The 22,167-nt window shown below is 62.7% G+C and carries 17 protein-coding genes; 16 read left to right on the forward strand and 1 reads right to left on the reverse strand.

Annotated elements, in window-relative coordinates:
• Positions 1–144: 144 nt before the first annotated feature.
• The 12 genes from CVM73_RS05820 to CVM73_RS05880 all read left to right on the forward strand — a co-directional run bounded on the left by CVM73_RS05820 (position 145) and on the right by CVM73_RS05880 (position 16,683).
• Positions 145–1,353, forward strand: coding sequence for an isochorismate synthase (locus tag CVM73_RS05820; protein WP_100231048.1), 1,209 nt, complete (start codon positions 145–147; stop codon positions 1,351–1,353).
• Between the two features lie 8 nt (positions 1,354–1,361).
• Positions 1,362–2,993, forward strand: coding sequence for a (2,3-dihydroxybenzoyl)adenylate synthase (locus CVM73_RS05825; protein ID WP_100231049.1), 1,632 nt, complete (start codon positions 1,362–1,364; stop codon positions 2,991–2,993).
• On the forward strand, positions 2,990–3,640 hold the full coding sequence (locus CVM73_RS05830) for an isochorismatase family protein (protein WP_100231050.1): 651 nt from the start codon (positions 2,990–2,992) through the stop codon (positions 3,638–3,640). The genes CVM73_RS05825 and CVM73_RS05830 overlap by 4 nt, the downstream gene beginning before the upstream one ends.
• Positions 3,637–3,894 carry a phosphopantetheine-binding protein gene (locus tag CVM73_RS05835; protein WP_100231051.1) on the forward strand — a complete coding sequence of 86 codons (258 nt, stop codon included), beginning with the start codon at positions 3,637–3,639 and terminating at the stop codon, positions 3,892–3,894. The genes CVM73_RS05830 and CVM73_RS05835 overlap by 4 nt, the downstream gene beginning before the upstream one ends.
• Complete coding sequence (locus CVM73_RS05840) at positions 3,891–7,841, forward strand: non-ribosomal peptide synthetase (protein ID WP_100231052.1); 3,951 nt, start codon at positions 3,891–3,893, stop codon at positions 7,839–7,841. Before CVM73_RS05835 ends, CVM73_RS05840 begins: the two co-directional genes overlap by 4 nt.
• Complete coding sequence (locus tag CVM73_RS05845) at positions 7,838–8,599, forward strand: 2,3-dihydro-2,3-dihydroxybenzoate dehydrogenase (RefSeq protein ID WP_100231053.1); 762 nt, start codon at positions 7,838–7,840, stop codon at positions 8,597–8,599. Before CVM73_RS05840 ends, CVM73_RS05845 begins: the two co-directional genes overlap by 4 nt.
• Positions 8,600–8,702: 103 nt before the next feature.
• A complete protein-coding gene (locus tag CVM73_RS05850) occupies positions 8,703–9,515 on the forward strand; it encodes an alpha/beta hydrolase (protein WP_245452221.1) in 813 nt (270 codons plus the stop codon).
• A gap of 436 nt (positions 9,516–9,951) precedes the next feature.
• Complete coding sequence (locus CVM73_RS05855) at positions 9,952–10,827, forward strand: helix-turn-helix transcriptional regulator (protein ID WP_208639170.1); 876 nt, start codon at positions 9,952–9,954, stop codon at positions 10,825–10,827.
• A gap of 190 nt (positions 10,828–11,017) precedes the next feature.
• A complete protein-coding gene (locus CVM73_RS05860) occupies positions 11,018–13,363 on the forward strand; it encodes a TonB-dependent siderophore receptor (RefSeq protein WP_245452222.1) in 2,346 nt (781 codons plus the stop codon).
• A complete protein-coding gene (locus tag CVM73_RS05870) occupies positions 13,317–14,822 on the forward strand; it encodes an ABC transporter substrate-binding protein (RefSeq protein WP_245452223.1) in 1,506 nt (501 codons plus the stop codon). Before CVM73_RS05860 ends, CVM73_RS05870 begins: the two co-directional genes overlap by 47 nt.
• An 86-nt stretch (positions 14,823–14,908) precedes the next feature.
• Positions 14,909–15,913, forward strand: a complete 1,005-nt coding sequence (locus CVM73_RS05875) for a FecCD family ABC transporter permease (protein WP_245452232.1) — start codon at positions 14,909–14,911, stop codon at positions 15,911–15,913.
• A gap of 2 nt (positions 15,914–15,915) precedes the next feature.
• Positions 15,916–16,683: an ABC transporter ATP-binding protein gene (locus tag CVM73_RS05880; RefSeq protein ID WP_100231060.1), complete on the forward strand. Its 768-nt coding sequence runs from the start codon at positions 15,916–15,918 to the stop codon at positions 16,681–16,683.
• A gap of 836 nt (positions 16,684–17,519) precedes the next feature.
• On the opposite strand, the gene CVM73_RS05890 is transcribed toward CVM73_RS05880, so the two are convergent.
• Positions 17,520–18,134 (reverse strand): MarR family winged helix-turn-helix transcriptional regulator, encoded by a 615-nt coding sequence (locus CVM73_RS05890; protein WP_245452224.1) that lies wholly within the window; start codon positions 18,132–18,134, stop codon positions 17,520–17,522.
• Between the two features lie 150 nt (positions 18,135–18,284).
• On the opposite strand from CVM73_RS05890, the gene CVM73_RS05895 reads away from it, so the two are divergent.
• Genes CVM73_RS05895 through CVM73_RS05910 form a run of 4 tightly spaced genes read left to right on the forward strand, consistent with a single transcriptional unit; the run spans position 18,285 to position 22,132 of the window.
• Positions 18,285–18,803, forward strand: a complete 519-nt coding sequence (locus CVM73_RS05895) for a flavin reductase family protein (protein WP_100231063.1) — start codon at positions 18,285–18,287, stop codon at positions 18,801–18,803.
• Between the two features lie 20 nt (positions 18,804–18,823).
• Complete coding sequence (locus CVM73_RS05900) at positions 18,824–20,293, forward strand: 4-hydroxyphenylacetate 3-hydroxylase family protein (protein ID WP_100231064.1); 1,470 nt, start codon at positions 18,824–18,826, stop codon at positions 20,291–20,293.
• A gap of 16 nt (positions 20,294–20,309) precedes the next feature.
• Positions 20,310–20,690, forward strand: coding sequence for a cupin domain-containing protein (locus CVM73_RS05905; RefSeq protein WP_100231065.1), 381 nt, complete (start codon positions 20,310–20,312; stop codon positions 20,688–20,690).
• Between the two features lie 53 nt (positions 20,691–20,743).
• Entirely contained in the window at positions 20,744–22,132 is a 1,389-nt protein-coding gene (locus CVM73_RS05910; protein WP_245452225.1) for an ABC transporter substrate-binding protein, read from the forward strand.
• Positions 22,133–22,167: the final 35 nt, after the last annotated feature.

The following is a 22,167-nucleotide window of genomic DNA, read 5'->3' on the forward strand; positions in this document are numbered from 1 at the left end:
ATCTGGAAATCGAGGCGATGCGACGGACACTCGAAAGCCCCATGGTCGTATCGCTTGCACGAACCGACAGGACCGATCGACGATCGCCGGGGCGATATCGAGGGGCAACAGATATTCCATCCACAACGAACACCGGAGCGTAGCATGGCAACCCCCCTTATTTGGATCGACGAAGAGGTGCAGGCGGAGCCTGCGCTCGCCCGTCCAATTCCCTTTGTCTTCAAGACGGCCGGTCAGACGATGCTCGCGCTCGGGCAGCTTGCGACCCTGGGCGATGGTGCACTTGCCAACCTCGCGGAGCTCACCAGCGACTTCTTCGAAAAGCAAACCGAGGGGCCCGACGTTCTCGTTGGCGCTCTGCCATTCGATCCAACGCAGCCATCGCATCTTGTTCAGCCCGAACGCGTTCTTCGCGTCCAGGGGAAGCATGATATCGGCGCCATCCCCGGCCTCGGCGGTGGCGCATCATCGCACGCGGCCGCCCCCAGGATTCTGTCGGTCGATCCGGACCCGGCTGCCGCCGAGTTCGCCAATGCCGTTGCTGTCGCTCTCGACCAATTGAACGCACCGGGCGCCACCATGCGCAAGGTCGTCCTGTCACGCAGCCTGAAAGTGATGGCGAACCGCGATTTCTCCGCGGCTGACCTGATGCGCAAGCTCTCAGTGGACGAAAGTGTTACGGTCTTTGCGACCCCCTTGCCGGCACGTTTGCATCGGCTCCGCTGCCTGATCGGCGCAACGCCGGAACTCCTTCTCGAGAAGCGGGGCGGGCATATCGTTTCTCATCCGCTCGCGGGCTCGGCCCGTCGTCATCGTGACACAGCGGAGGACCGCCAGGCTGGCAACCGACTTCTCGCCTCCGACAAGGATCGCCGCGAGCATGCGATGGTGGTCGAGTCCATTCTGGATATCCTCGCACCGTATTGCGTCGATCTCTCGACCCCCGAAGGGACCTGCTTGCGGGCAACGGCAAGCATGTGGCATCTCGGCACGCGTATCGTTGGCCAGCTCAAGGACGCGTCGCTGTCATCGGTCCATTTCGTCGGCCTCCTGCATCCGACGCCAGCGGTCTGCGGTCTGCCGCGCAATCTCGCAAACGACCAGATCATGAAACTCGAACCCTATGATCGGGAGTTCTACGCCGGCGCCGTCGGCTGGTGCGACTCGGCGGGTGATGGGCGCTGGCATGTATCCATCCGTTGCGCCGAACTCGACGGCAACCACGCGCGGCTCTATGCAGGCGCAGGCATCGTGCCGGGATCTACGCCGGAGGGCGAGGTGATCGAAACCTCCGCCAAGTTCCGCGCAATGCTAGATGCCTTTGGCATTGATGGCGGCAGGTTTGACGAGTGAGGCCCGCCATGTCGGAGCTGAAGCAAGTCTGGCCGGAGAAATATGCTCTGCGCTATCGCGAGAAAGGCTATTGGCGCGGAGAAACCATGTCGGGCTTTCTCGCGCAGCGCGCCCGCGAGACCCCCGATCGTATTGCCGTCATTGGCGGCGAGCAGCGCTGGACCTATGCGGGGCTGCTTGAGCGGGCCAATGAAAACGCCGCCCGCTTCCTCGCGCTCGGGCTTCGTCCCGGCGAACGGGTTGTGGTGCAACTGCCCAATATACCCGAATTCCTGTCCGTCGTTTTCGGACTTTTCCGCGCCAATCTGATCCCGGTTTTTGCGCTTCCCGCCCATCGCGTCACCGAGATCTCGCATTTCGTGGAGAAGGCGCAGGCGAGCGCTTACGTGATCACGGCCGGGGATGGAGGCTTCGACTACCGCGTGCTCGCCCGCGAGGTGAGGGCGAGGGCCATCGGCCTTCGCCATGTCGTGGTGATCGGAGACGCCGAAGAATTTCGTGCGCTTGACTATATACCTTGCAGCGAGCAGGCGCTCCCACCGCTCCCTTCGCCGGCCGAAGTCGCTTTTCTGCAGATATCAGGCGGCAGCACGGGGCTGCCGAAGCTCATCCCACGCACTCATGACGACTATATCTACAGCTTCCGTGCCAGCGCCGATATCTGCGGCTTGGGCAAAGACAGCGTCTTCATGGCGGCCTTGCCGGTCGCGCATAATTTCCCGATGAGTTCGCCGGGCGTTTTCGGCGCTCTCTATGCCGGCAGCCGCATCGTCATGTGCCCGTCTCCCAGTGCGGAGGCGGCCTTCGCCCTGATCGAACAGGAGCGTGTGACGATGACCGGCGTTGTCCCTCCGTTGGCGCTGTTATGGATGCAAGCAGCCTCGACGTCCAAGTATGACATCTCAAGTCTCGAAGTCCTGCTCGTCGGCGGCGCGAAATTCATGCCCGAGGCGGCTTCCCGCGTCCGTGCCGCGCTCGGCTGCACCTTGCAGCAAGTCTTCGGCATGGCCGAGGGACTGGTGAACTACACGCGACTCGACGATCCCGACGACATCATCGTCAACACGCAGGGCAGGCCGATCAGCCCCGACGACGAGGTGCTGATCGTCGACGATTACGGCAATCCGGTTGCCGACGGCGAGCCTGGTCAGTTGCTCACACGCGGACCCTATACCATCCGGAGCTACCACAACGACGATGCCGCGAACGCGCGTGCCTTCACGGAGGATGGTTATTATCGCACGGGCGACATCGTTTCGCGCACGGGGGAAGGCTATCTCGTGGTGCGGGGGCGAGCGGGAGATCATATCAACCGAGCTGGTGAGAAGGTTTCCGCCGAAGAGATCGAGGATCAGCTTTTGGCTCATCCCGGCGTCTTCGATGCGGCGGTGGTCTCGATCCCAGATCCCTATCTCGGCGAACGAAGTTGCGCTTTCATCATACCGAAGGGGGAGAGCCCAGGAGTGGCGGCGCTCAAGGCTTTCGTGCGTGGACGTGGCCTCGCCGAGTTCAAGGTGCCCGACCAGATCGTGTTCGTCGGTGCCTTCCAGACGACGGCGGTCGGTAAAGTCAACCGCAAGGTGCTGCGGCAGCAGCTTCGCGAGCAATTTCTCAAGACCGTACCGAGAGGACTGACATGAGGCTACCGAAAATAGCGAGCTACGAGCTTCCTTTCGTCGCACAGATTCCGCCCGCACGCGCCAAATGGGCTTTCGATCCCGACCGGGCCGCGCTGCTGATCCATGATATGCAAAACTACTTCGTCAGTGCTTTCGAACCAGACGCCTCGCCGATTGCTCCGGTCATTGCCAACATCGTTAGCCTGAAAGCTGCGGCGGTGACGGCGGGGGTGCCGGTCTTCTATACAGCGCAGAACGGTAACCAGGATCGCCGCGACCGGGGACTCCAAGCCGATCTGTGGGGACCGGGCATGACCACCACGCCGGAACATCAGCCCATCATCGATCTGCTGCGCCCGGCGGCGGACGATATCGTTGTCGTCAAGCATCGCTACAGCGCCTTTCAGCAGAGCAATCTTGCTCATCTGATGCGGGTGCGCGGCCGCGACCAAATCGTCATCAGCGGGATCTACGCGCATATCGGTTGCCTGATGACGGCAGGCGAGGCATTCCAGCGGGACATCAAGCCGTTCTTCGTCGCCGACGCGATGGCTGACTTTTCTCGTGAGCAACACGATTTGGCCTTGAGCTATGTCGCCGCGACTTGTGGAATTCCCTTGTCGGTCGTGGCGCTCATCCGCGCGATGAACGGGAGGGCGGACGCATGACCAAGCCGCTCAGCCTCGACCTCATGCGCGAAGACGTCGCCGCCATCATCCATATCGGCTCCGCGGAGATCGGTGACGATGACAATCTGATGGACCTCGGGCTTGACTCGATGCGCGCCATGAACCTGGTTCTGATCTGGCAGGAACGTGGCGTGGATCTCGATTTCTCCCAAATGGCCACGTGTCCGACGCTCGCCGGTTGGTGGCAGCTCGTCAAGCGGCACATGAACGAGATCGCGGAGACACGATCATGACGGCACCAAGCGTGAGAGCCGCCCCTGACCGGCCGGTGCGCGAGCTTCCCCTGACGCAGGCGCAGTCCGGCATCTGGTTTGCACAGAGCATCGATCCGGCCAATCCCGTATTCAATACCGGGCATTATGTCGAAATCGATGGAAAGCTCGATGTGGCGGCATTCGAGACCGCGGTTCGGCAGCTCGCGATGGAGGCCGATGGCCTGTCCGTTCGCATCACCGGCAAGGATGTGCAGATCGTCGAGGAGCGCAATCGACCGCTGCTCGAAGTGGAAGATATGGCGCTTCGCCGCGATCCGAAGAGCGACGCCCTGACGGCCATGCGAACGGATATGAACGGCCCTCTCGATCTGGCAAACGGGCCGCTTGCGCGGCAGATACTCTTTCGCCTCGGCGCGGAACGCTACATCTGGTATCAGCGCATGCATCATGTGGTGACGGACGGGTTTGCGACAGGTCTCGTCACGCAGCGCATTGCGGAGATCTACAACGCTAAAGTCGCTGGCGGACCGAAAGGCGCAGGACTGACCGCGCTCGGTGTCGCCATTGACGAAGAGAAGGCGTACCGAGGATCGGAGCGGTCCGGGCGCGATGCGGCCTATTGGCACGAAGCCTTGCGCGATATGCCGGAGGTAGCAGGTCTGAAGGCAGGGCTGGCGCGTTCCGCATCATTCTATGACCACTTCGAAAGAATGCTCGCACCGGATATTTGCGACAGCCTCCTGCGCCTGGCTCGCACGATGCAACTTTCCTGGGCCGATCTTCTGACGGCGCTGGCCGGGGCCTATTTCGCCCGCCATGTCAGGCGCAATGAGATCACGATCGGCGTGCCGTTCATGGGGCGTTTCGGCTCGCCGGCGGCCCGGGTTCCGACGATGCTGATGAACATATTGCCGCTGCGCCTCGACGTCGATGAGGAGGGAGGGCTTGTCCAATGGCTCGCGCAGGCGGCCGGCCGAATGGCGCGAGATCGCCGCCACGGGCGCCATCGCAGCGAACAGATGCGTCGCGACCTTGGACTCCTTGGCGGCCAACGGCGGCTCTGTGGTCCTCTTGTCAATATTCTGCCCTTCGATGCAGTCCCACGGCTTGCTGGCCTGGAAACGAGGCTGACCACTCTGGGAACCGGGCCGGTAGACGACATCACCTTCACCTTTCGCGGTGACCCGACGGCCCAGTGTCTCAGCCTTGAAGTCGATACCAATCCCGTTCTGTACGAAGCGGGAGAGGCCGAGAGCCATGCCAGCCGCCTTGCGAATTTCGTCGGTGCGGCCGTCGAGGCGGCCCTTGCGGGCCGGTCGCTGCGCGAGGTGGCAACGGTCACAGATGAGGAGCGTTGCTGGCTGCTCGAGCGTCTGAACGATACCGCGCATCCGGTCACGGACAGGACGCTGTCGCAGCTGCTGGAAGACAGCTTCGTTTTCTTTGCCGACAGGCAGGCGCTACGCTTCGGCGGCCGATCTCTCACCTACGCCGAACTTGATCGCCGCACGGCGGCGTTGGCGGAGGCGCTTGTCGCGCGCGGCGCCGGACGGAACACGATCGTGGCCGTGACGCTGCCGCGCTCGCTCGATCTCATCGTGGCGCTGATCGCGATCCTGCGCGCGGGTGCGGCCTATATGCCGCTCGATCTCGCCCATCCGCGGGAGCGGCTGGACAGGATCCTGGCGTCGTCGCGCCCGATTCTTGTCCTTGGTGCCGAGGACAGCGACCCGCTTGGTACGATCGAGATGTTTTCGCCGCCTGCCTGGCCGACCAACCCGCAAGGTCGCGCGCTTGGGCAGACAGCCGGCGAGAGTGCCGCCTATGTGATCTATACGTCTGGCTCCACTGGGGAGCCGAAGGGCGTCGTGGTCGAGCATGCGGCGATCGTCAACCGACTCGAATGGATGCGGCAGCATTACGACTTCGGCTGTAGCGATGTCATCCTGCAGAAGACGCCGATGACCTTCGACGTTTCCGTTTGGGAATTCTTCCTCGCTTTCCTTTCTGGCGGAATCCTCGTGATTGCTCCGCCCGACGCGCACAAGGACCCGAGGGCCATTGCGCAGATCATCCGGGACGAGAAGATCACGACGATCCATTTCGTGCCCTCGATGTTGTCGGCCTTTCTGGCGGAGCCCGGTTCGCGCGGTATCGCGATGAAGCGGGTCTTCTGCAGCGGTGAGGAGCTCACGGCCGATCTGCGCGATCGCTTTCTTGAGCGAATGACGGCGGAGCTGCACAATCTCTATGGCCCGACCGAAGCTGCGGTCGATGTCAGCTATTGGCCGGCCGTCGCGGGCGATTCCTCGCGCCCGGTCCCGATCGGCTACCCGGTCTGGAACACACGTCTTTACGTGCTTGACGACCATATGCGACCTGTGCCGGTCGGCGTCGAGGGGCATCTCTACCTTGCCGGAGCTCAACTGGCGCGCGAATATCTCGGCCAGAAGGAGCTGACAGCGAAACGCTTCGTTGCCGATCCCTTCCATCCCGGAGAGCGCATGTATTGTACGGGCGATCTCGCGCGTGTTCGCGCCGATGGCGCGATCCTCTATCTCGGACGCTCCGATCATCAGATCAAACTGCGTGGCCTGCGCATCGAGCTCGGCGAGATCGAAGCGGCAATCCTGTCCCATCCGGTGGTGACGCAGGCGGTGGCTGACGTTCGGGAGGATCAGGCGGGAGAAAAACGCATCGTTGCCTATGTTACCCTGGAAGGTGGCGAGGCGGACAATGGAGCTGCGGATGACATTCTCGCCCACGCCAAACGCTTTCTGCCGGACTACATGATGCCCTCGGCGGTCGTCGTGCTCCACGCGCTGCCGGTGAGCACCAACGGCAAGCTCGATCGCAAGCTGTTGCCGGCGCCTGTCTTCGCCGGCGGTCGTGGTCACGCGCCTGCCACGGAAAACGAAAAGCTTGTTGCAATGCTGTTCGAGCGGGTCTTGCAGGCTGAGGGGCCGTTTCAGGTCGATGATGATTTCTTTGATCTCGGCGGGCATTCGCTCCTGGCGGTGGAGCTGATGCTGCACTTGCGCGAAACGACCGGTCATGAACCGGGCATCGGTGTCCTGTTCGAGAATTCCACCATCGGCAGGCTCGCCAAATATCTGGATCGAGGGGCTGCGAGCGAAGGCGCGGGACTGCAGCCGCTGGTCAAGCTGAACGCGGCCGATCGGGGCAGGGCACCGGTCTTCATGCTTCATCCGGCCGGCGGGCTTTGCTGGTGCTACAATGGACTAGCCCGAGCGCTCGGTGCCGACAGGCCCGCTTGGGGTGTTCAGGCTCTGGCGCTCGATCCTGATGAGCAAGCGCCGGAAAGTCTTGATGATATGGCGCGCGACTATGCGCGCCGCATCGCGTTCATCGCAGACCGACAGATGATTCATGTCGTCGGCTGGTCGATCGGCGGTATCCTTGCGCAGGCGATCGCTGTGCATTTGATAGAGATGGGGCAGAAGGTCGGCGTTGTTGCCATGCTGGACGCCTACCCCTGCGATTGCTGGCGCGATGAGCCAGATCCGGGGCCGGGTGCCGAATTGAGGGCACTGCTTGCGATCGGTGGCCACGATCCCGATGGACTGCCGGAACTGCCACTGACGCGCGATGCGGTCATGACTTTTCTTGCCGAAAGCGAAAGTCCGCTCAGTCGGCTGCCCGCGGCGGCGCTTGATGGCATGGTCCGGGTGGTGGCTCTCAACAATCGCCTGGTGCGCGGGCATCGCCATAGCCGCTACGATGGTCCGGTGTTGCACTTTCGGGCGGCCGGGGATCAAGCCAATGACCGGACAGGGCTTCGGCCGGAAAGCTGGATGCCCTACATCGGATCACTCGATATCCGGGATGTCCCTCTCGTTCACGCACACATGACGGGCGCTGAAGCCGTGCTCCATGTCGCGCCGATGTTGAAGGCGGCACTTCTGGAGCACGAGATCGGAAGAGCAAAGGGAGATGAGCCGTGAGCGAGTTCAACGGCAAGACGGTGTTCTTGACGGGCGCAGCCGGCGGGATCGGGTTTGCGGTGGTCAAGGCGTTGTTGCGGGAGGGCGCGACTGTCTTTGCCACCGATAGTTCGACGGGTGCGCTGGCCGAACTTGCCTGCGACAATCTCTTCGCTCGTTCGCTCGACGTGACGAAAGGCGCCGACGTGGAACGCGTTGTCGGAGAGATGGCCGCGCAATGCGGTGGCATCGACTTCGGCGTCAATGTCGCCGGCGTACTTTCCACGACCGCGGTCGTGGAAACGAGCGACGTAGAATGGGAACGAGTCTTTTCTGTCAACGTGGCCGGGGTGTTCCATGTTTCTCGAGCGCTCGCCCGCCGTATGGCGCCGCGTCGCAAGGGCGGTATCGTCACGGTAAGCTCCAATGCCGCAGGCATTCCGCGCAAGAATATGGCAGCCTATGCCGCTTCGAAAGCGGCTGCGACCATGTTCACCCGTTGCCTCGGCCTGGAGCTGGCCGAGTATGGCATTCGCTGCAATATCGTGGCTCCCGGATCGACGCTGACGCCGATGCAGACGGGCATGTGGAGCGACGAGCGCGGTGGTGAGCGGGTGATCGAGGGCTCCCTTGAGAATTTCAAGACCGGCATTCCGCTTCGCAAGCTTGCGACCCCAGAGGATATCGCCAATTCGATTTTGTTCCTGCTGTCGGATAAGGCAGGGCATATCACGATGGCCGACATCTATGTCGACGGAGGCGCAACGCTGCATGCATGAGAAAGCTGTGGGAGAGACCCCAGGGAGCGCGCCAACGAGCAATGACCTGTCGGGCTCGTCGGTCCCTGAATCGCTCGTCGTGCCGGGGTGCTCGAGATTTGCGTTGCGCTCGTCAGAAACAGGGCTTTGTTACGAGATCTTCATCTATGTCCCGGAAGCAGAGCCGCCCGTTAGCGGCTTTCCGGTTATTTATGTGCTGGACGGAAATTCAGATTTCATCACCGTCGCTGAGACCGTGCGGCGTGTCTCTCGGCGTCCAAAGGCGACCGGCATCGTTCCGGCGATTGTCGTCGGCATCGGCTATCCCAATACGAATGGATACAATACCGACCGCCGCCATCTGGACTTCACGCGCGGGCCCGCGGATGCCAGCGTATTTCCGGACAAGGCCACAGATGGCTGCGGCGGCCAGGCCGCCTATATCCGCTTCCTTGGAAATCAGTTGCTGCCGCATGTCCAGTCGCGGCTCAACGTCGATCCGGGCCGTCGCATTCTTCTGGGACACTCTCTCGCCGGTTATTTCGTGCTGGACCTGCTATCGCAGCGGCCGGACATGTTCAACGGCTATATCAGCTTCAGCCCCTCGGTCTGGTGGGACAGAACGGGCCTATCGCGGGCGTTGGCGTCAGCGAACGCCGTCACGCGGCCGATCCGCCTCTTTACGGCGGTCGGCCGCTGGGAGCAGGAACTTGCGCCCTGGCAGGCGACGGCAAACTTCGGCGACAAGTATCATGATATCCGCAAAGTTCGCCGCATGATCGACAATGCGCGCGAAATTTCCGGTGAGGTCAGTGCGGCGTTCGGCGCGCAGGCGGATGTGCGGTTTGAACTCGGCGAGGACGACGATCATGCGAGCATCGTCACAGCGATGCTTTGTCATGCTCTTCGTTTCGCCGGAGCCGCTTTTGCTCGTTGAAAGCGGATAATTGCAAGGTCGGCGCCCGCATCCAGTCAGACCGCCCCGTCAACAATGATGAGCGAGGTATCAGCCGCATCCGCCCCGACAGAGAGAGAAATCCGACTTTCGCCGGACTTCGTTTCAAAATGCTCGCTTCCGATTGCCAACTGGGCCCGCTGAAGGGCGCCGTTCGACCATCTCTGGTAGACTAAAATAGGATGGTTGCGTGCCTCCGCCTGGTCAGGGAGGCGGCGCTATATGTCCATGGGGCACGATCGTTTCTGGACGTTGTGCTGTTGAGCGCAATCATCATGAGCCAGTTTAGAAGTCATTTAATCTGATCGCTCGATCGTAGCCCTCTGCCGAGCAGTGAGTCTAAGTTGTACCTGTGCCTCATGTTTGAGGGTTCGCCATCGCAGGCTTGAGATGCAGCGGTCTTGAGAACGGGAGAATCGTGACGGGACCGATCGCCTCCGAAGGAGTGGATTTGAACGAGCGGTTGATAATGATGTCGGGCGGGTTCGTCCTCGCGGCTGGAATCAACCGCTTCGATCAGCCCAAGCGGGTCAATACGGCCCTGCCTGCGGGTATCAAGACCGTGGTGCTCTTGAGCGGCCGTTTGCAGATCAGCGTCGGCGGTGGCCGCGGGCGCGAGGTGTGCGGACCGACCGTGCTGCTGATCCGCAGCTCGGCGGATGCGGAGCGAGACCAGGTCTTCGCGGCCAATGCGCCGATCCGCTACCTGATCGTGCAGATGAACGAGAGCGTGCTCGGCGCCGAGATGACGGATGCGCTCGACCGGTCGTTCGCCGCGATCGGAGGCGCCAGCCATAGCGGTGCGAAGCTTGCTTCCTGTCCGGCGAGCCGCGCGCTGCAGGTGCTGGTGTCGCAGATCACGAACTGCCCGATCCGCGGTCCCGAGCGCGAGCTCTATCTTTGCGGCAAGGCGATGCAGCTCGTAGCGCTCGCGATCTCCTCCTGCACCACGCAGACGGGCGATGCCGGCAGCCGGCTCGCGGTGCGCGATGTCGAGCGCATCCGCAAGGCCCGCGATCTGCTGGTGGCCTCGATGCGGGAGCCGCCAAGTCTCGACGCGCTGGCGCAGCAGATCGGACTCAATGTGCGGAAGCTCTCGTCCGGATTTCGCCAGGTCTTTGGCGCGAGCGTGTTCGGCTTCCTCCAGGAATACCGGCTGGAGCAGGCCTACAAGCTGATCTCGACAGGCGAAATGAGCGTGTCGGAAGCGGCCTTCCACGTCGGCTATGGCGCCGCCCATTTCGCCACCATATTCCGCAAGCGCTTTGGCGTCTCGCCGAGCAGCCTGCGCTGACGGTAGGATCAACCACATCCTGTCCCAGTTTTTAGGTTTCCTAACTCTGAGCGAAAGCGAGAGTCCGGCGAACGAAAGTCGGCCCCTAGGTCCAGTTTTCCCATCGTGCAACACCGGATGCAGCGCGGCGCGGGGGTGCCGTGGCGAATTCTTGGACAAGGGGATGATGGCAATTTCTCGCGGAAAGTGGATGCTCTACGCTGCCTCGGCGCTGATTGTCGCGGGCCAGTGGCCCGGTGCCCTCCACGTCGCTCATGCGCAATCGACGAATGGGACAAGCCTCCCGCCGGTCGTGGTCGAGAGCTCTGCACCGCGGGCTCCGCGCCGTCCGGTGCGCGCCACGTCCGTCGCGCCGCGCACAGCCGCCACGAGCCAACCGAAGCCGGCTGCGGCATTGGTTGCACCGAAGGAAACGGCACGCGGGCCGGTGCGGGGTATCGTCGCCCATCGCACCGGCACCGGATCAAAGACCGACAGCTCGATCATGGAGACGCCGCAGTCGATCACGGTCGTGACCCGCGAGCAGATGACGTCCCAGGGCGTCCGTTCGGTCGCCGAGGCCCTGCGGTACGAGCCAGGGGTCGTCTCGGAGACCCGAGTCGGTGACCGCTTTGACAACGTGTTCATCCGCGGCTTCGGCGGCTTCGGCGCCAATGCCAACTACCTGCATTTCTGGGACGGCCTGCGGTTGCCGCGCGGCGTCTCCTATGCGATGCCGTCGGTCGATCCGTATCTTCTCGAGCGGGTCGAGATCCTGCGCGGCCCGGCTTCGGTGCTCTACGGCCAGAACAATCTCGGCGGCATGGTCAATCTGATCAGCAAGAGCCCGTCGGCAACGCCGCAAGGCGAGGTGTTCACCCGCTTCGGCGATCACAACCGCATCGAGGGCGGCTTCGACGTCAGCGGTCCCATCACCCAGGACGGGCAGTTGCTCTATCGGCTGATCGGGCTCGGCCGCAAGGCCGACACCGAAGTCAACTACACCACCACCGAGCGCGAGTTCATCGCGCCGATGATCACGTGGCGGCCGACGGTCGACACCACCTTCACCGTCCGCGCCGTGCACGACCGCGATCCCTCGAGCTACCAGCCGAACTGGCTTCCGGCGCTCGGCACGCTCCAGATCAATCCGAACGGCCAGATCCCGCGCAGCTTCTTCGCGGGCCACCCGAACTACAACGGCCACGATCGCACGCAGGATTCGATCGCCTACGAGTTCGAGCATCATTTCGACGAGACCTGGACGGTCCGGCAGAACTTCCGCTACATGACCGTCTCAAGCGATTTCAAGGCTCTCTCGGTGACCGGTTTTGGTGCCGGGGCGACCTGCGGCGCCGGTGCCACGACCAATCTCTGCATCGGCCGCACGAGCACGCATTACCTCGAAACGCTCCAGGCCGCCACCATCGACAACCAGGCCGAGGTGAAGTTCGCCACCGGCTGGCTCCAGCACACCGTGCTGGCGGGCGTCGACTTCCAAAAGAGCTCGGCGGACGCCTCCTTTGGCAACGGCACCACCACCTACGTCAATTACCTCAATCCCAATTACGGCACGATCGCCGCGCCGGCAATCACAACGCAGACGCTTCAGGATCGCGAGCAGACCGGCGTCTATCTCCAGGACCAGATCAAGCTCGGCAAGCTCGCCGCAGTGATCGGCGTGCGCAACGACTGGGCCAGCGCCGCGTCGGATACGCGCACGATCGCAACCGGCGTCTACACCAACCGCAGCCATCCCTCGGACTCCGCGACCACCTGGCGCACCGGCCTGACCTATCTCTTCGACAACGGGCTTGCGCCCTATGTGAGCTATTCGACCTCGTTCGAGCCGACCATCGGTACCGACTACACCGGTGCGGCCTTCGTGCCGACCACCGGCCAGCAATACGAGGTCGGCGTGAAGTACCAGCCCAACGGTTTCAACGGCTTCTTCATGTTGTCGCTCTACGACATCACGCAGAACAACGTGCTGACCACGGATACGGCGCATCTCTACGCCAACTATCCGGCCTGCACCCAATCCGGCGTCAACTGCCAGATCCAGCAGGGCCAGGTGAATTCCAAGGGCATCGAATTCAGCGCCAAGCTGACGCCGATCCCCGGCCTCGACATCATCGCGGCCGTTGCCCACAACGACATCGAGATTACCAAGAGCACGCAGGTGGTCAGCGGCATCTCGATCCAGGGCAAGGTGCCGGTCGGCGCGCCTGCAAATACCGCCTCGTTGTGGGCTGATTACACTATCCAGAGCGGCAAGATGGCGGGCTTCGGCTTCGGCGGCGGCGTCCGCTATGTCGGCGAATCCTTCGGCGACAACATCAACTCCATGGCGATGATCGTGCCGGCCTATATCCTCGCCGACGCCATGCTGCACTACGACCTCAACGGCCTGTCGCCGCAGTTCAGGGGCTGGAAGCTGGCGTTGAACGTCACCAATCTCCTCGACAAGACTTATGTGTCGGCCTGTGCCTCCGCGACCCAATGCTTCTATGGCAATGGCCGCTCGACCATGGGGACGATCCGATACCAGTGGTAGGGAACAACGACAGGCCGATCGCCAACGCCATGCTGCCCGGTGCTCCGGTGCACGATATGCGCTCGACCGGCGGGCACGACTATCGGATCTTTGTCTGGCAGCCGGAACCGCGGCCGCGCAGATCGCTGCCAGCACGTTATTTGCTGGGTGGCAACGGCATGTTTCCGATTGCGACGGCAGCGCTGGCGCTCCAGTCTTGCCGCGTCGCCGCGCTCACGCGGTCCGGGGACGCATCGCTCGACGTCTCGTTTCGGGTGTTTGGGGAGAAGACCATGCCTCTGTCGTTCCATCCGCCATCAGCCTTGTGCTCCGATTTGAGCTGCCCCAAGGTGAGATCATGCGCCGTTTTGTGACCATCGCTCTTGCTGTACTAGCAACCGCGCGCCTCGCATTCGCACCGCAGCCGGTTATGGCGGCGGACGAGCCGGTCGTCGTCACCGATATCGCCGGACGAACGGGTACTCTTCCGCGTCCGGCAATGCGCGTGTTGCTCGCGGAAGGTCGCCAAATCATCGCACTCTCGCTGCTCGTTCCGAAGCCGATCGATTTCATTGCGGCCTGGCTCGGCGATTTCCGCCGCAACGACAGCGAGAGCTACGCGCAATACCGCCGGAAATTCCCGGAGATCGACCAGGTTCCGGTACTCGGTATCGGCAGCGACGGCACGTTCCCTGTCGAGCGCGCCATCGAGATCAGGCCCGATGTTGCCGTGCTCGGCGTCAGCTTTGCACCCGGCGGCCGCGCCAACGACGTGGCGCGGCAGCTCGAGGCTGCCGGCATTCCGGTCGTGTTCACCGACTTCTTTGTCGCGCCATTCGAGCACACGGTCGCGAGCGTACGTATTCTCGGTCGGGTAATCGGGCGGGACGCGCGGGCCAATGAATTTGCGGAATTCTACGAACAGCACATGAGGCGCATCGCAGAGCATGTCGCGCGCGCGGCCGGGCCGCGTCCACGCGTGCTGCTTGAGACGCATGCCGGCGTCGCCGATTGCTGCCACGCGCCGGGCGCTGGCAATATCGGCCGCTTCGTCACCTTTGCCGGCGGCGACAGCATCTCGGCCTCTGTCGCGCCTGGTCCGACAGCGCAGCTCAGCCTCGAATATGTCATTTCGGCCAATCCCGACGTCTATATCGGCACGGGCGGTGCGCACCTGAGAGCATCGGGCGGACTCGTGATCGGCCCCGGCTTCGAGGCCGCAACCATTCGCGAACGGCTTGCCGCGGTGGTGGCGCGGCCAGGCTTCGCCGGCCTCAACGCCGTGCGCAGCGGCCGCGTCCACGGCCTGTTCCACAACATCATCGCAACGCCGCTCAACATCGTCGCGGCCGAAGCATTGGTGCGGTGGATTGACCCGCAAACCGCGCGCGATATTGATCCGGATGCGACGCTTGCGGAGCTCAATGCCCGCTTTCTCGCCGTGCCGTTGCAGGGTGTGTACTGGATCGATCAGAAATGAGTGTCGTTTCGCCGCATCTCGGCCTGGGGCAGGGGGATACATCTCCCGACCCGCTGGCGAAAACGGCAGCCGCGTATCGCGCACTGATGCGGCGCCGGTTCGCTTGGCTTGCGCTATTGGCGCTGGTTGCGTTCGCGGCTTTCGTTGCCGATCTCGGCACCGGCCCGTCGCGGCTCGGGCTTGCCGGTGCGCTCGGTGGCATCTTTCGGCCGGACTCGCTCCCCGCGCCGGAGTCCGCGATCCTCTGGGAGGTTCGCCTGCCGCAGGCCGTCCTGGCCGTCCTGGTCGGGCTGGCGCTCGCGACCGCGGGCGCGGAAATGCAGACGATCCTCGATAATCCGCTCGCAAGTCCCTTCACCCTCGGCGTGTCGTCGGCGGCCTCATTCGGTGCGGCGCTGGCGATCGTGCTCGGGGTCGGCATTCCCGGCGTGCCGCAGGCCTGGCTGATCTCGGCCAACGCCTTCGTGTTCGCGACGACCGTCGTTCTGGTGTTGCAATTGGTGGTGCGCTGGCGCGCCTCCGGGACGGACATCCTTGTGCTCTGCGGCATCGCGCTGTTCTTCACCTTCAACGCACTGGTCGCGCTGACGCAGTTTCTGGCGAGCCAGCAGGCGCTTCAGCAACTCGTGTTCTGGACCATGGGCAGCCTGTCGCGCGCGAGCTGGGACAAGGTAGGCGTGCTCGCCGCCGCGCTCCTCGTTACTTTGCCGTTCGCCCAGCGCGCGGCCTGGCCGATGATGGCGCTGCGGCTCGGCGAGGACCGCGCGCGCAGCCTTGGTATCAATATTACGCGGCTGCGCCTGATGGCGCTCTTGCGCGTCAGCCTGATGACCTCGACCGCGATCGCCTTCGTCGGCACGATCGGCTTCGTCGGGCTTGCGGGTCCGCACATCGCACGGCTCGCGATCGGCGAAGATCACCGGCTCCTGTTGCCCGCCAGCGCCTTGACCGGGGCGGCCATCATGTCGCTGGCCTCGGTCGCGTCCAAGGCGATCATTCCGGGCGTGCTGCTTCCGATCGGGGTCGTCACTGCGATGGTGGGGCTGCCCGTGTTCTTCTCGCTGATCTTCAGTCGGCGACGGATGGTTTGACGATGGCCGGCCTAGAGATCGAAAATGTGCGGGCAGGTTATCGCGGGCGCGAGGTGCTGACGGATCTGTCGCTGCCGCCGATCGAGCAGGGGCGTATCACTGCACTGGTCGGGCCGAACGGCGCAGGTAAGACCACGCTTCTGCGTGTGCTTGCGGGGCTGTTACCGGCCTGCGGCAGCGTGCGGCTGGATGGATTAAACCTGCTGGATGCCCCGACCGGCGAGCGGGCGCGCAAGGTCGCCTTCATGCCGCAGTTCGTGCCGCAGCGGCTGTCGCTCACGGTCGTCGAGGCCGTCATCGCGGCTCTGCGCGCCTCGCCGATGGATATGGAGCGGACGAGTGTCGATGCGCAGCAGCGCGCGCTCGAAGCGCTGGATCGCTTGAAAATCCTCGATCTCGCGCTTCAGCCGTTCGACACGCTTTCCGGCGGCCAGCGTCAGTTGGCCAGCCTCGCGCAGGCGCTGGTGCGGCAGCCACGGCTGCTGCTGTTGGACGAGCCGACCAGCGCGCTCGATCTGCGCTATCAACAGCAGGTGATAGCCAATGTGCGTGAGGAGGCACGCAAGGGCATGATCGTGATCATGGTGCTGCACGATCTCCAGGCCGCCGCATCATGGGCCGATACGGTGATGGTATTGAGCGGGGGCCGGCTGTTCGCGCATGGCCATTCAAGGGATGTGATCACGACGCTGACACTGAGGCAGGTCTATGGCATCGACGCCGTCGTCGAGCACACGGCGCGTGGCGGCGTTCACATTCAGGTCGAATGATGTGGCGGTGGGCCTTCTCGGCTGGTTGGGTGATCCAAGTTCATCATGTCCCTCACGCCCTATTGAGGCATTTCCTCAACTACGCTCGCGTTGCGGCGCATGTAGTCTACTATTCGGGACGTCGGATCAACGCTGACCTCACATGCTTTGCGGAGGATGATGAAGGAGCACTTCGTTTCCTGAACTGCTCCCGGTTTCGCTCGGGCGCGACCAATGACGAAGGTTGGTATCGCGGGCAGTGTTGCTACAGCAAGTTGGCGCCGGAGTGGGGCGAATTCTACGAGATCGCAGGTCCGGACCCTCACCTGATGGACCCAATAGATTGGAAGATTGCGAGTGGTGTTTCGAATCCGGCGCGCCACTTCTTATTCTATTTTCGCGACAACATCTTTGAGTGCATCGCGGCTGATTGGGCTTTCGAGCGTGTTACAGAAAACGCGCTGGTCCAACGCTTGCGAGCGGGGTGAGGGTGACACTCTCTCATGGCACACCAAACGATACGTCGCGAATAGCCGTGGTATGACGCGCGGCACACTTTTGGCACAGCGAAAACGGTCTGAGATCCGAACCAGCAGATAAGACCTTGAATCTTCAAAAGGAAAATTCCGTCGATTCTCGTTGCATTGGATCGATAAACTCTCTAAGTCGTTGATATGAAATATGAATTCTCTATCGCCCCATGATGGATTGGAGCGAGAGTTCAGGTTTTTCAATCGCTTAGAGGGCGGCGTGTGCACGACGTGTGCACCGGGAGATCAAGAATAATCTATCGAGAGCCAGAGTGGGCAGCGCCTCTTTGAGGGGCCAGGCTCGGAAGGTGACATGAGGTGTCCGTTCTACTGGCGTGAGCGAGTCTTGCGAAGTGTCGCGGGCCGCTTCTTGCGGGGGAGCGGCAAATTCGTTGCGGAAGCCCGCTGATCCTCTTGAGACGTGAGCGTCGCTCGAACATGTTCGGCGAGCTTCAACGCACTGTCGGCGTTAGATGCAAGTCGAGACAGAAGTTGGGTCAGCGTTTTGAACTCCTCGCGCGTCAGCATCCCGAACAACGCGTCGTTGACCGGTCGTTGCAAAGCGGCAAGACGGATCAATAGGCTCACGCCATGCTGGGTGAGGGCAAGTTGCACTCGTCGTCCGTCTTCCGGATGGGGACTCTTCTCGAGCAGGCGGTCGGAAACAAGTTTGTTGATCTCGTTGGTGACGAAGGCGCCGCTCAAGTACAGTCGTTCGGCGACCTGGTTGACTCCCATCGGTTCTTCTGCCGTCGAATTCTTGATCGCGATCAGGATCAGATACTGGGTCGGAGAGAGGCCGACAAAGCCCGCGAAGGTTTCACGGGCGGTTTCCAGGCTGCGGCCGAACGCAAAATAGTCGTAGAGCAGGCCGCGCAGCGTGCGGTCTCCATCCTTATCGAGCAGCTCGGGCCTCGACGCCGTTAAAAGCGCATCGGTCACTCGGTTATTCTCCCGCGAAATCATAGCTTTGCTAACTGCTTAAGAAGCACGCATGCGCCCGCACAGCAAGTGGGCTTGACATTGCCATATAGCTTTGTCAGAAAGCTATCTGAGAATTATAAATCAGGACCGGGCGACGAGGCGGTGTCCATGGAGGATCGTGCATTCAGGCGTGCACTCGGCGAATTCGCCACCGGCGTTGCGGTGGTGACCGCGCGTGGCAAGGGCGAAGAGCTGATCGGCATGACCATGAGTTCGTTCAACTCGGTTTCGCTCGATCCGCCACTCGTTCTCTTCAGCGTTGATCGCAGGGCACGCAGCCTCCCTGCGATGCTCGAAGCCAAGGGCTTTGCCGTGAACATCCTTGCGCGTGACCAGGAGAACATCTCCAACCAGTTCGCGCGCGCCCTCTCCGACAAATGGGACCAGGTGAAGACGTCGGTCGGCCATGCCGAGGCGCCGCTGATCTCGGGCGCCATGGCGCATTTCGAATGCGCGCCCTACGCCAATCACGACGGCGGCGACCACGTGATCTTCGTCGTTCGCGTCGTCCGTCATGCGAGCCGCTCCGAGGTCGCCGCTCCCCTGATCTTCTTTCGGGGCCGATACCGCGATCTCGTCGATGAAACCGAGCGCGAGCCGACCTGGCCGCTTCCCATTCACTACTAGCTTCGAACCGGAGACCTGCGATGCGTAGCGCAAAGGAATATTTGTCGGGCCTGAAGGACGGCCGGACCATCTACATCAACGGTGCCTCGGTCGGCGATGTCACGACACACCATGCCTTCCGCAATCTGGCCGGCTCCATGGCGGGCTTGTTCGACTTTGCGAGCGCGCCTGACAACGCGGAGCTGATGACGTTCGATACGGGCGCAGGCCGCGCCAACCGCATCTGGCAGCTTCCGGCCTCTTACGCCGACCTCGTCCAGCGTCGGAAGGCGCTCGAAGCCTGGGCGGCATTGCATGCGGGCTTCATGGGGCGCGCCCCTGATCACGTGGCGTCCTGCATTTCCGGACTCTTCATGGGTCTCGACGTCTTCAGAGCGTACGATCCGGCCCGCGCCGGCGCGCTCGAGAGCTACTACCGCTACGCCCGCGACAAGGATCTCTATCTCACCTACGTCATCATCAATCCGCAGGCCGACCGCTCGAAGAGCGCGGCGGAGCAGGCCGATCCGTTCCTCACCGCCGGCGTCGTCGATCGCGACGCGGAAGGGATCACGATCCGTGGCGCCAAGATGCTCGCCACCGGGGGCGTGGTTGCCGACGAGGTCTTCGTCACGACCATCCAGCCGATGCGTCCGGGCGAAGAGCGTTATGCGATGTCCTTCGCGATCCCGATGAATACGAAGGGCCTCAAGATGCTGTCGCGCAAGTCCTACGAAGATGCCGCCGGCGCGGTGTTCGACAATCCGTTGTCGAGCCGTTTCGACGAGAACGACTCCGTTCTCTACTTCGACGACGTGAAAGTGCCGTGGGACCGCGTCTTCATCGAGGGCAACGTTGAAATGTGCCAGAAGCAATTTCACGCCACGCCCTGCCACGTCTATCAGAACTATCAGGCGATGGTGCGTCTCAGCGTGAAGCTCAAATTCCTGACTGGCCTTGCGCATCGGACCGCCGAGATGAACGGCGTCACCCAGTTCCCGCAGGTGCGCGAGATGCTCGGCCAGCTCGCGGCCGAGACCGGCATGGTCGACGCGCTGGTGGCAGCGATGGAGGCAAAGGGTACGCAGGTCGGTCCCTATTTCATCCCGGACCGGCACACGCTCTACTCCGCGCAGGTCCTGACGCAGCAGCTCTACGCGCACATCATCAACACGCTTCGCGAGCTCGCCGGCGGCGGCATGATCATGCTGCCTTCGTCGGTCGCCGACTTCGGCAACCCCGAGATCGCCGCCCTGATCGGCAAGACCCAGCAATCGCCGAAGGCCAATTCGCATGACCGCGTGAAGTTCTACAAGCTCGCCTGGGATGCGGTCGGCTCCGAGTTCGGCTCCCGCCACCAGCAATACGAGATGTTCTACGCCGGCGCGACCTTCGTCACCAAGGGTCACTCCTATCGCACCTACGATTGGGCCGGCGCTGACCGGCTAGTCCAGGCCATGCTCGATTCCTACGACCTCAACGGCGTCTCGACCGCCAGCAAAGCCGCCTGAACCAGGGAGACAACACATGCCCGTCAACAAGAAGCACGACGAATTTTACACGCTCGACATGACCACCGGCTGGGAAGTGCCGGCGGGCTATCCAGCCGGCATCCAGCAGAAGATCATCGCGGGCGGCCTGGACGAGGAGAAGCGGAGCGGGACGCGGACCCGGCTGCTCCGCTTCGCACCCGGCGTCTACACGACAGCGCCATTCTCGCACGAATATTGGGAAGAGGTCTATCTCGTCTCGGGTGACCTCATCGTCGGCAACGATTCGAACGGCGAGGGTGGCAAGAGCTTTCCGCCGAATACCTATGCCTGCCGGCCGCCACACGCGCCGCACGGGCCTTTCAAGTCGGCGAACGGCTGCCTGCTTCTGGAGATGCACTATTTCGATCCGGTTTGATGCCGGATCGCTGCTCCACATCATCATCCGACCGGTCCAGGGGAAGAGAAATCATGGCGTTCAAAGATATTTCCATCGTCGTTGCGCGTTACCTGTCGTCACTTGAACTGGCCTTCAGGCTGGATCGCGGGACGCCGCAGGCCAATCTCCGATGGGCGGTGGACGGTCTTGCCGGCGCACTTGCGCTCGGCGTCGTGGCCGCTACTCCGGTCGCTGCGCAAGAGAAGCCGGGCTCGTTGGGGCTGGGTCTCTTCACGTTCACGTCCGGTCCCGCCGCAGCCTACGGCATGCCGGGCAAGAACGCCGCCGACCTCATCATAGACGAGATCAATGCAAAGGGCGGCATCGAAGGCGTGCCGGTCAGCGCGACCTACGTCGACGAGGCGCAGGGGGCGCAAGGCGTGATTGCGGAATATCGCCGGTTGGCGGGTGACGCGAAGAACCAGGTCATGGTTGCCGCCCTGTCGAGCGCGAATTGCCTGGCACTCGCGCCGCTCGCCGAGCAGCTCGAGGTTCCGACTGTTGGCTGGAACTGCGATACCCACCAGTTGCTGATCGACGGCAAGAGCAAATACGTCTTCCGTCCCAACGGCAACACCGTGCCCGAATTCGTCGCCTACGCGATCTACCTCTTGGATCGCAAACCAGACGTGAAAACAGTTGCGATCATCAATCCGGATTACGCGTTCGGTCATGACGCTGCGAAAATCTTCACCGCGGCGCTGAAGGCCCTGAAACCGGACGTCGAGATAGTCGCCGAACTCTATCCGAAGCTCGGCTCGCCGAATTACCAGACCGAGATATCGCGCCTCGCCACCGCGCGGCCGGATGTCGTCTTCTCAAATCTCTGGGGCGCCGACCTCGAGAACTTCGTTCGTCAGGCCGCGCCGCGTGGGATCTTCACCTCCAGCCAGGTGATCCTGGCGCTGGGCGAGACCGTGCTGCAGCGCGTGCCGTTGCCCGACGGCGTGATCGTCGGCGTTCTCGGCGACGGCTGGTGGATGTCGCCGGATGCCAAGGCCAATCCCGAGACGGTGAAGTTCGCCGAGGCATACAAGGCGCGCTTCGGCGAGTATCCGGTGTTCCCGGCGATCAAGATGGCCAACGCGCTGATCTACGTGAAAGCTGCCTACAAGGCCGCGATGCAGAAGAACGGCGGCAAGTGGCCGACGCGTGCCGAGCTCGCCGATGCCATGAAGGGCAGCAAGGTCGCGACCCTGACCGGTACCGCGCAGACGCGCCCCGACAATGACGGCCTCGTCGACCAGATCGTCGGCGTCACGGTGAAGGCATCGGCGCAGCCATTTCCCGTGATCGGAGACATGGTCCGCTACAAGGGCGACAGTCTGATGCCGCAGGCCGGCCAGGACCCGCTCGCCTGGATTTCGACACTCAAGCCCGAGTTCGCCAGGCGCCTGCCCAAGCCGGGAAGCTACAAATAGGCCGGGACGACGTTCACCTGATTCCAATCGTGCAA

Origin of the sequence: Bradyrhizobium forestalis (assembly GCF_002795245.1) — a bacterium.
Lineage (GTDB): Bacteria > Pseudomonadota > Alphaproteobacteria > Rhizobiales > Xanthobacteraceae > Bradyrhizobium > Bradyrhizobium forestalis.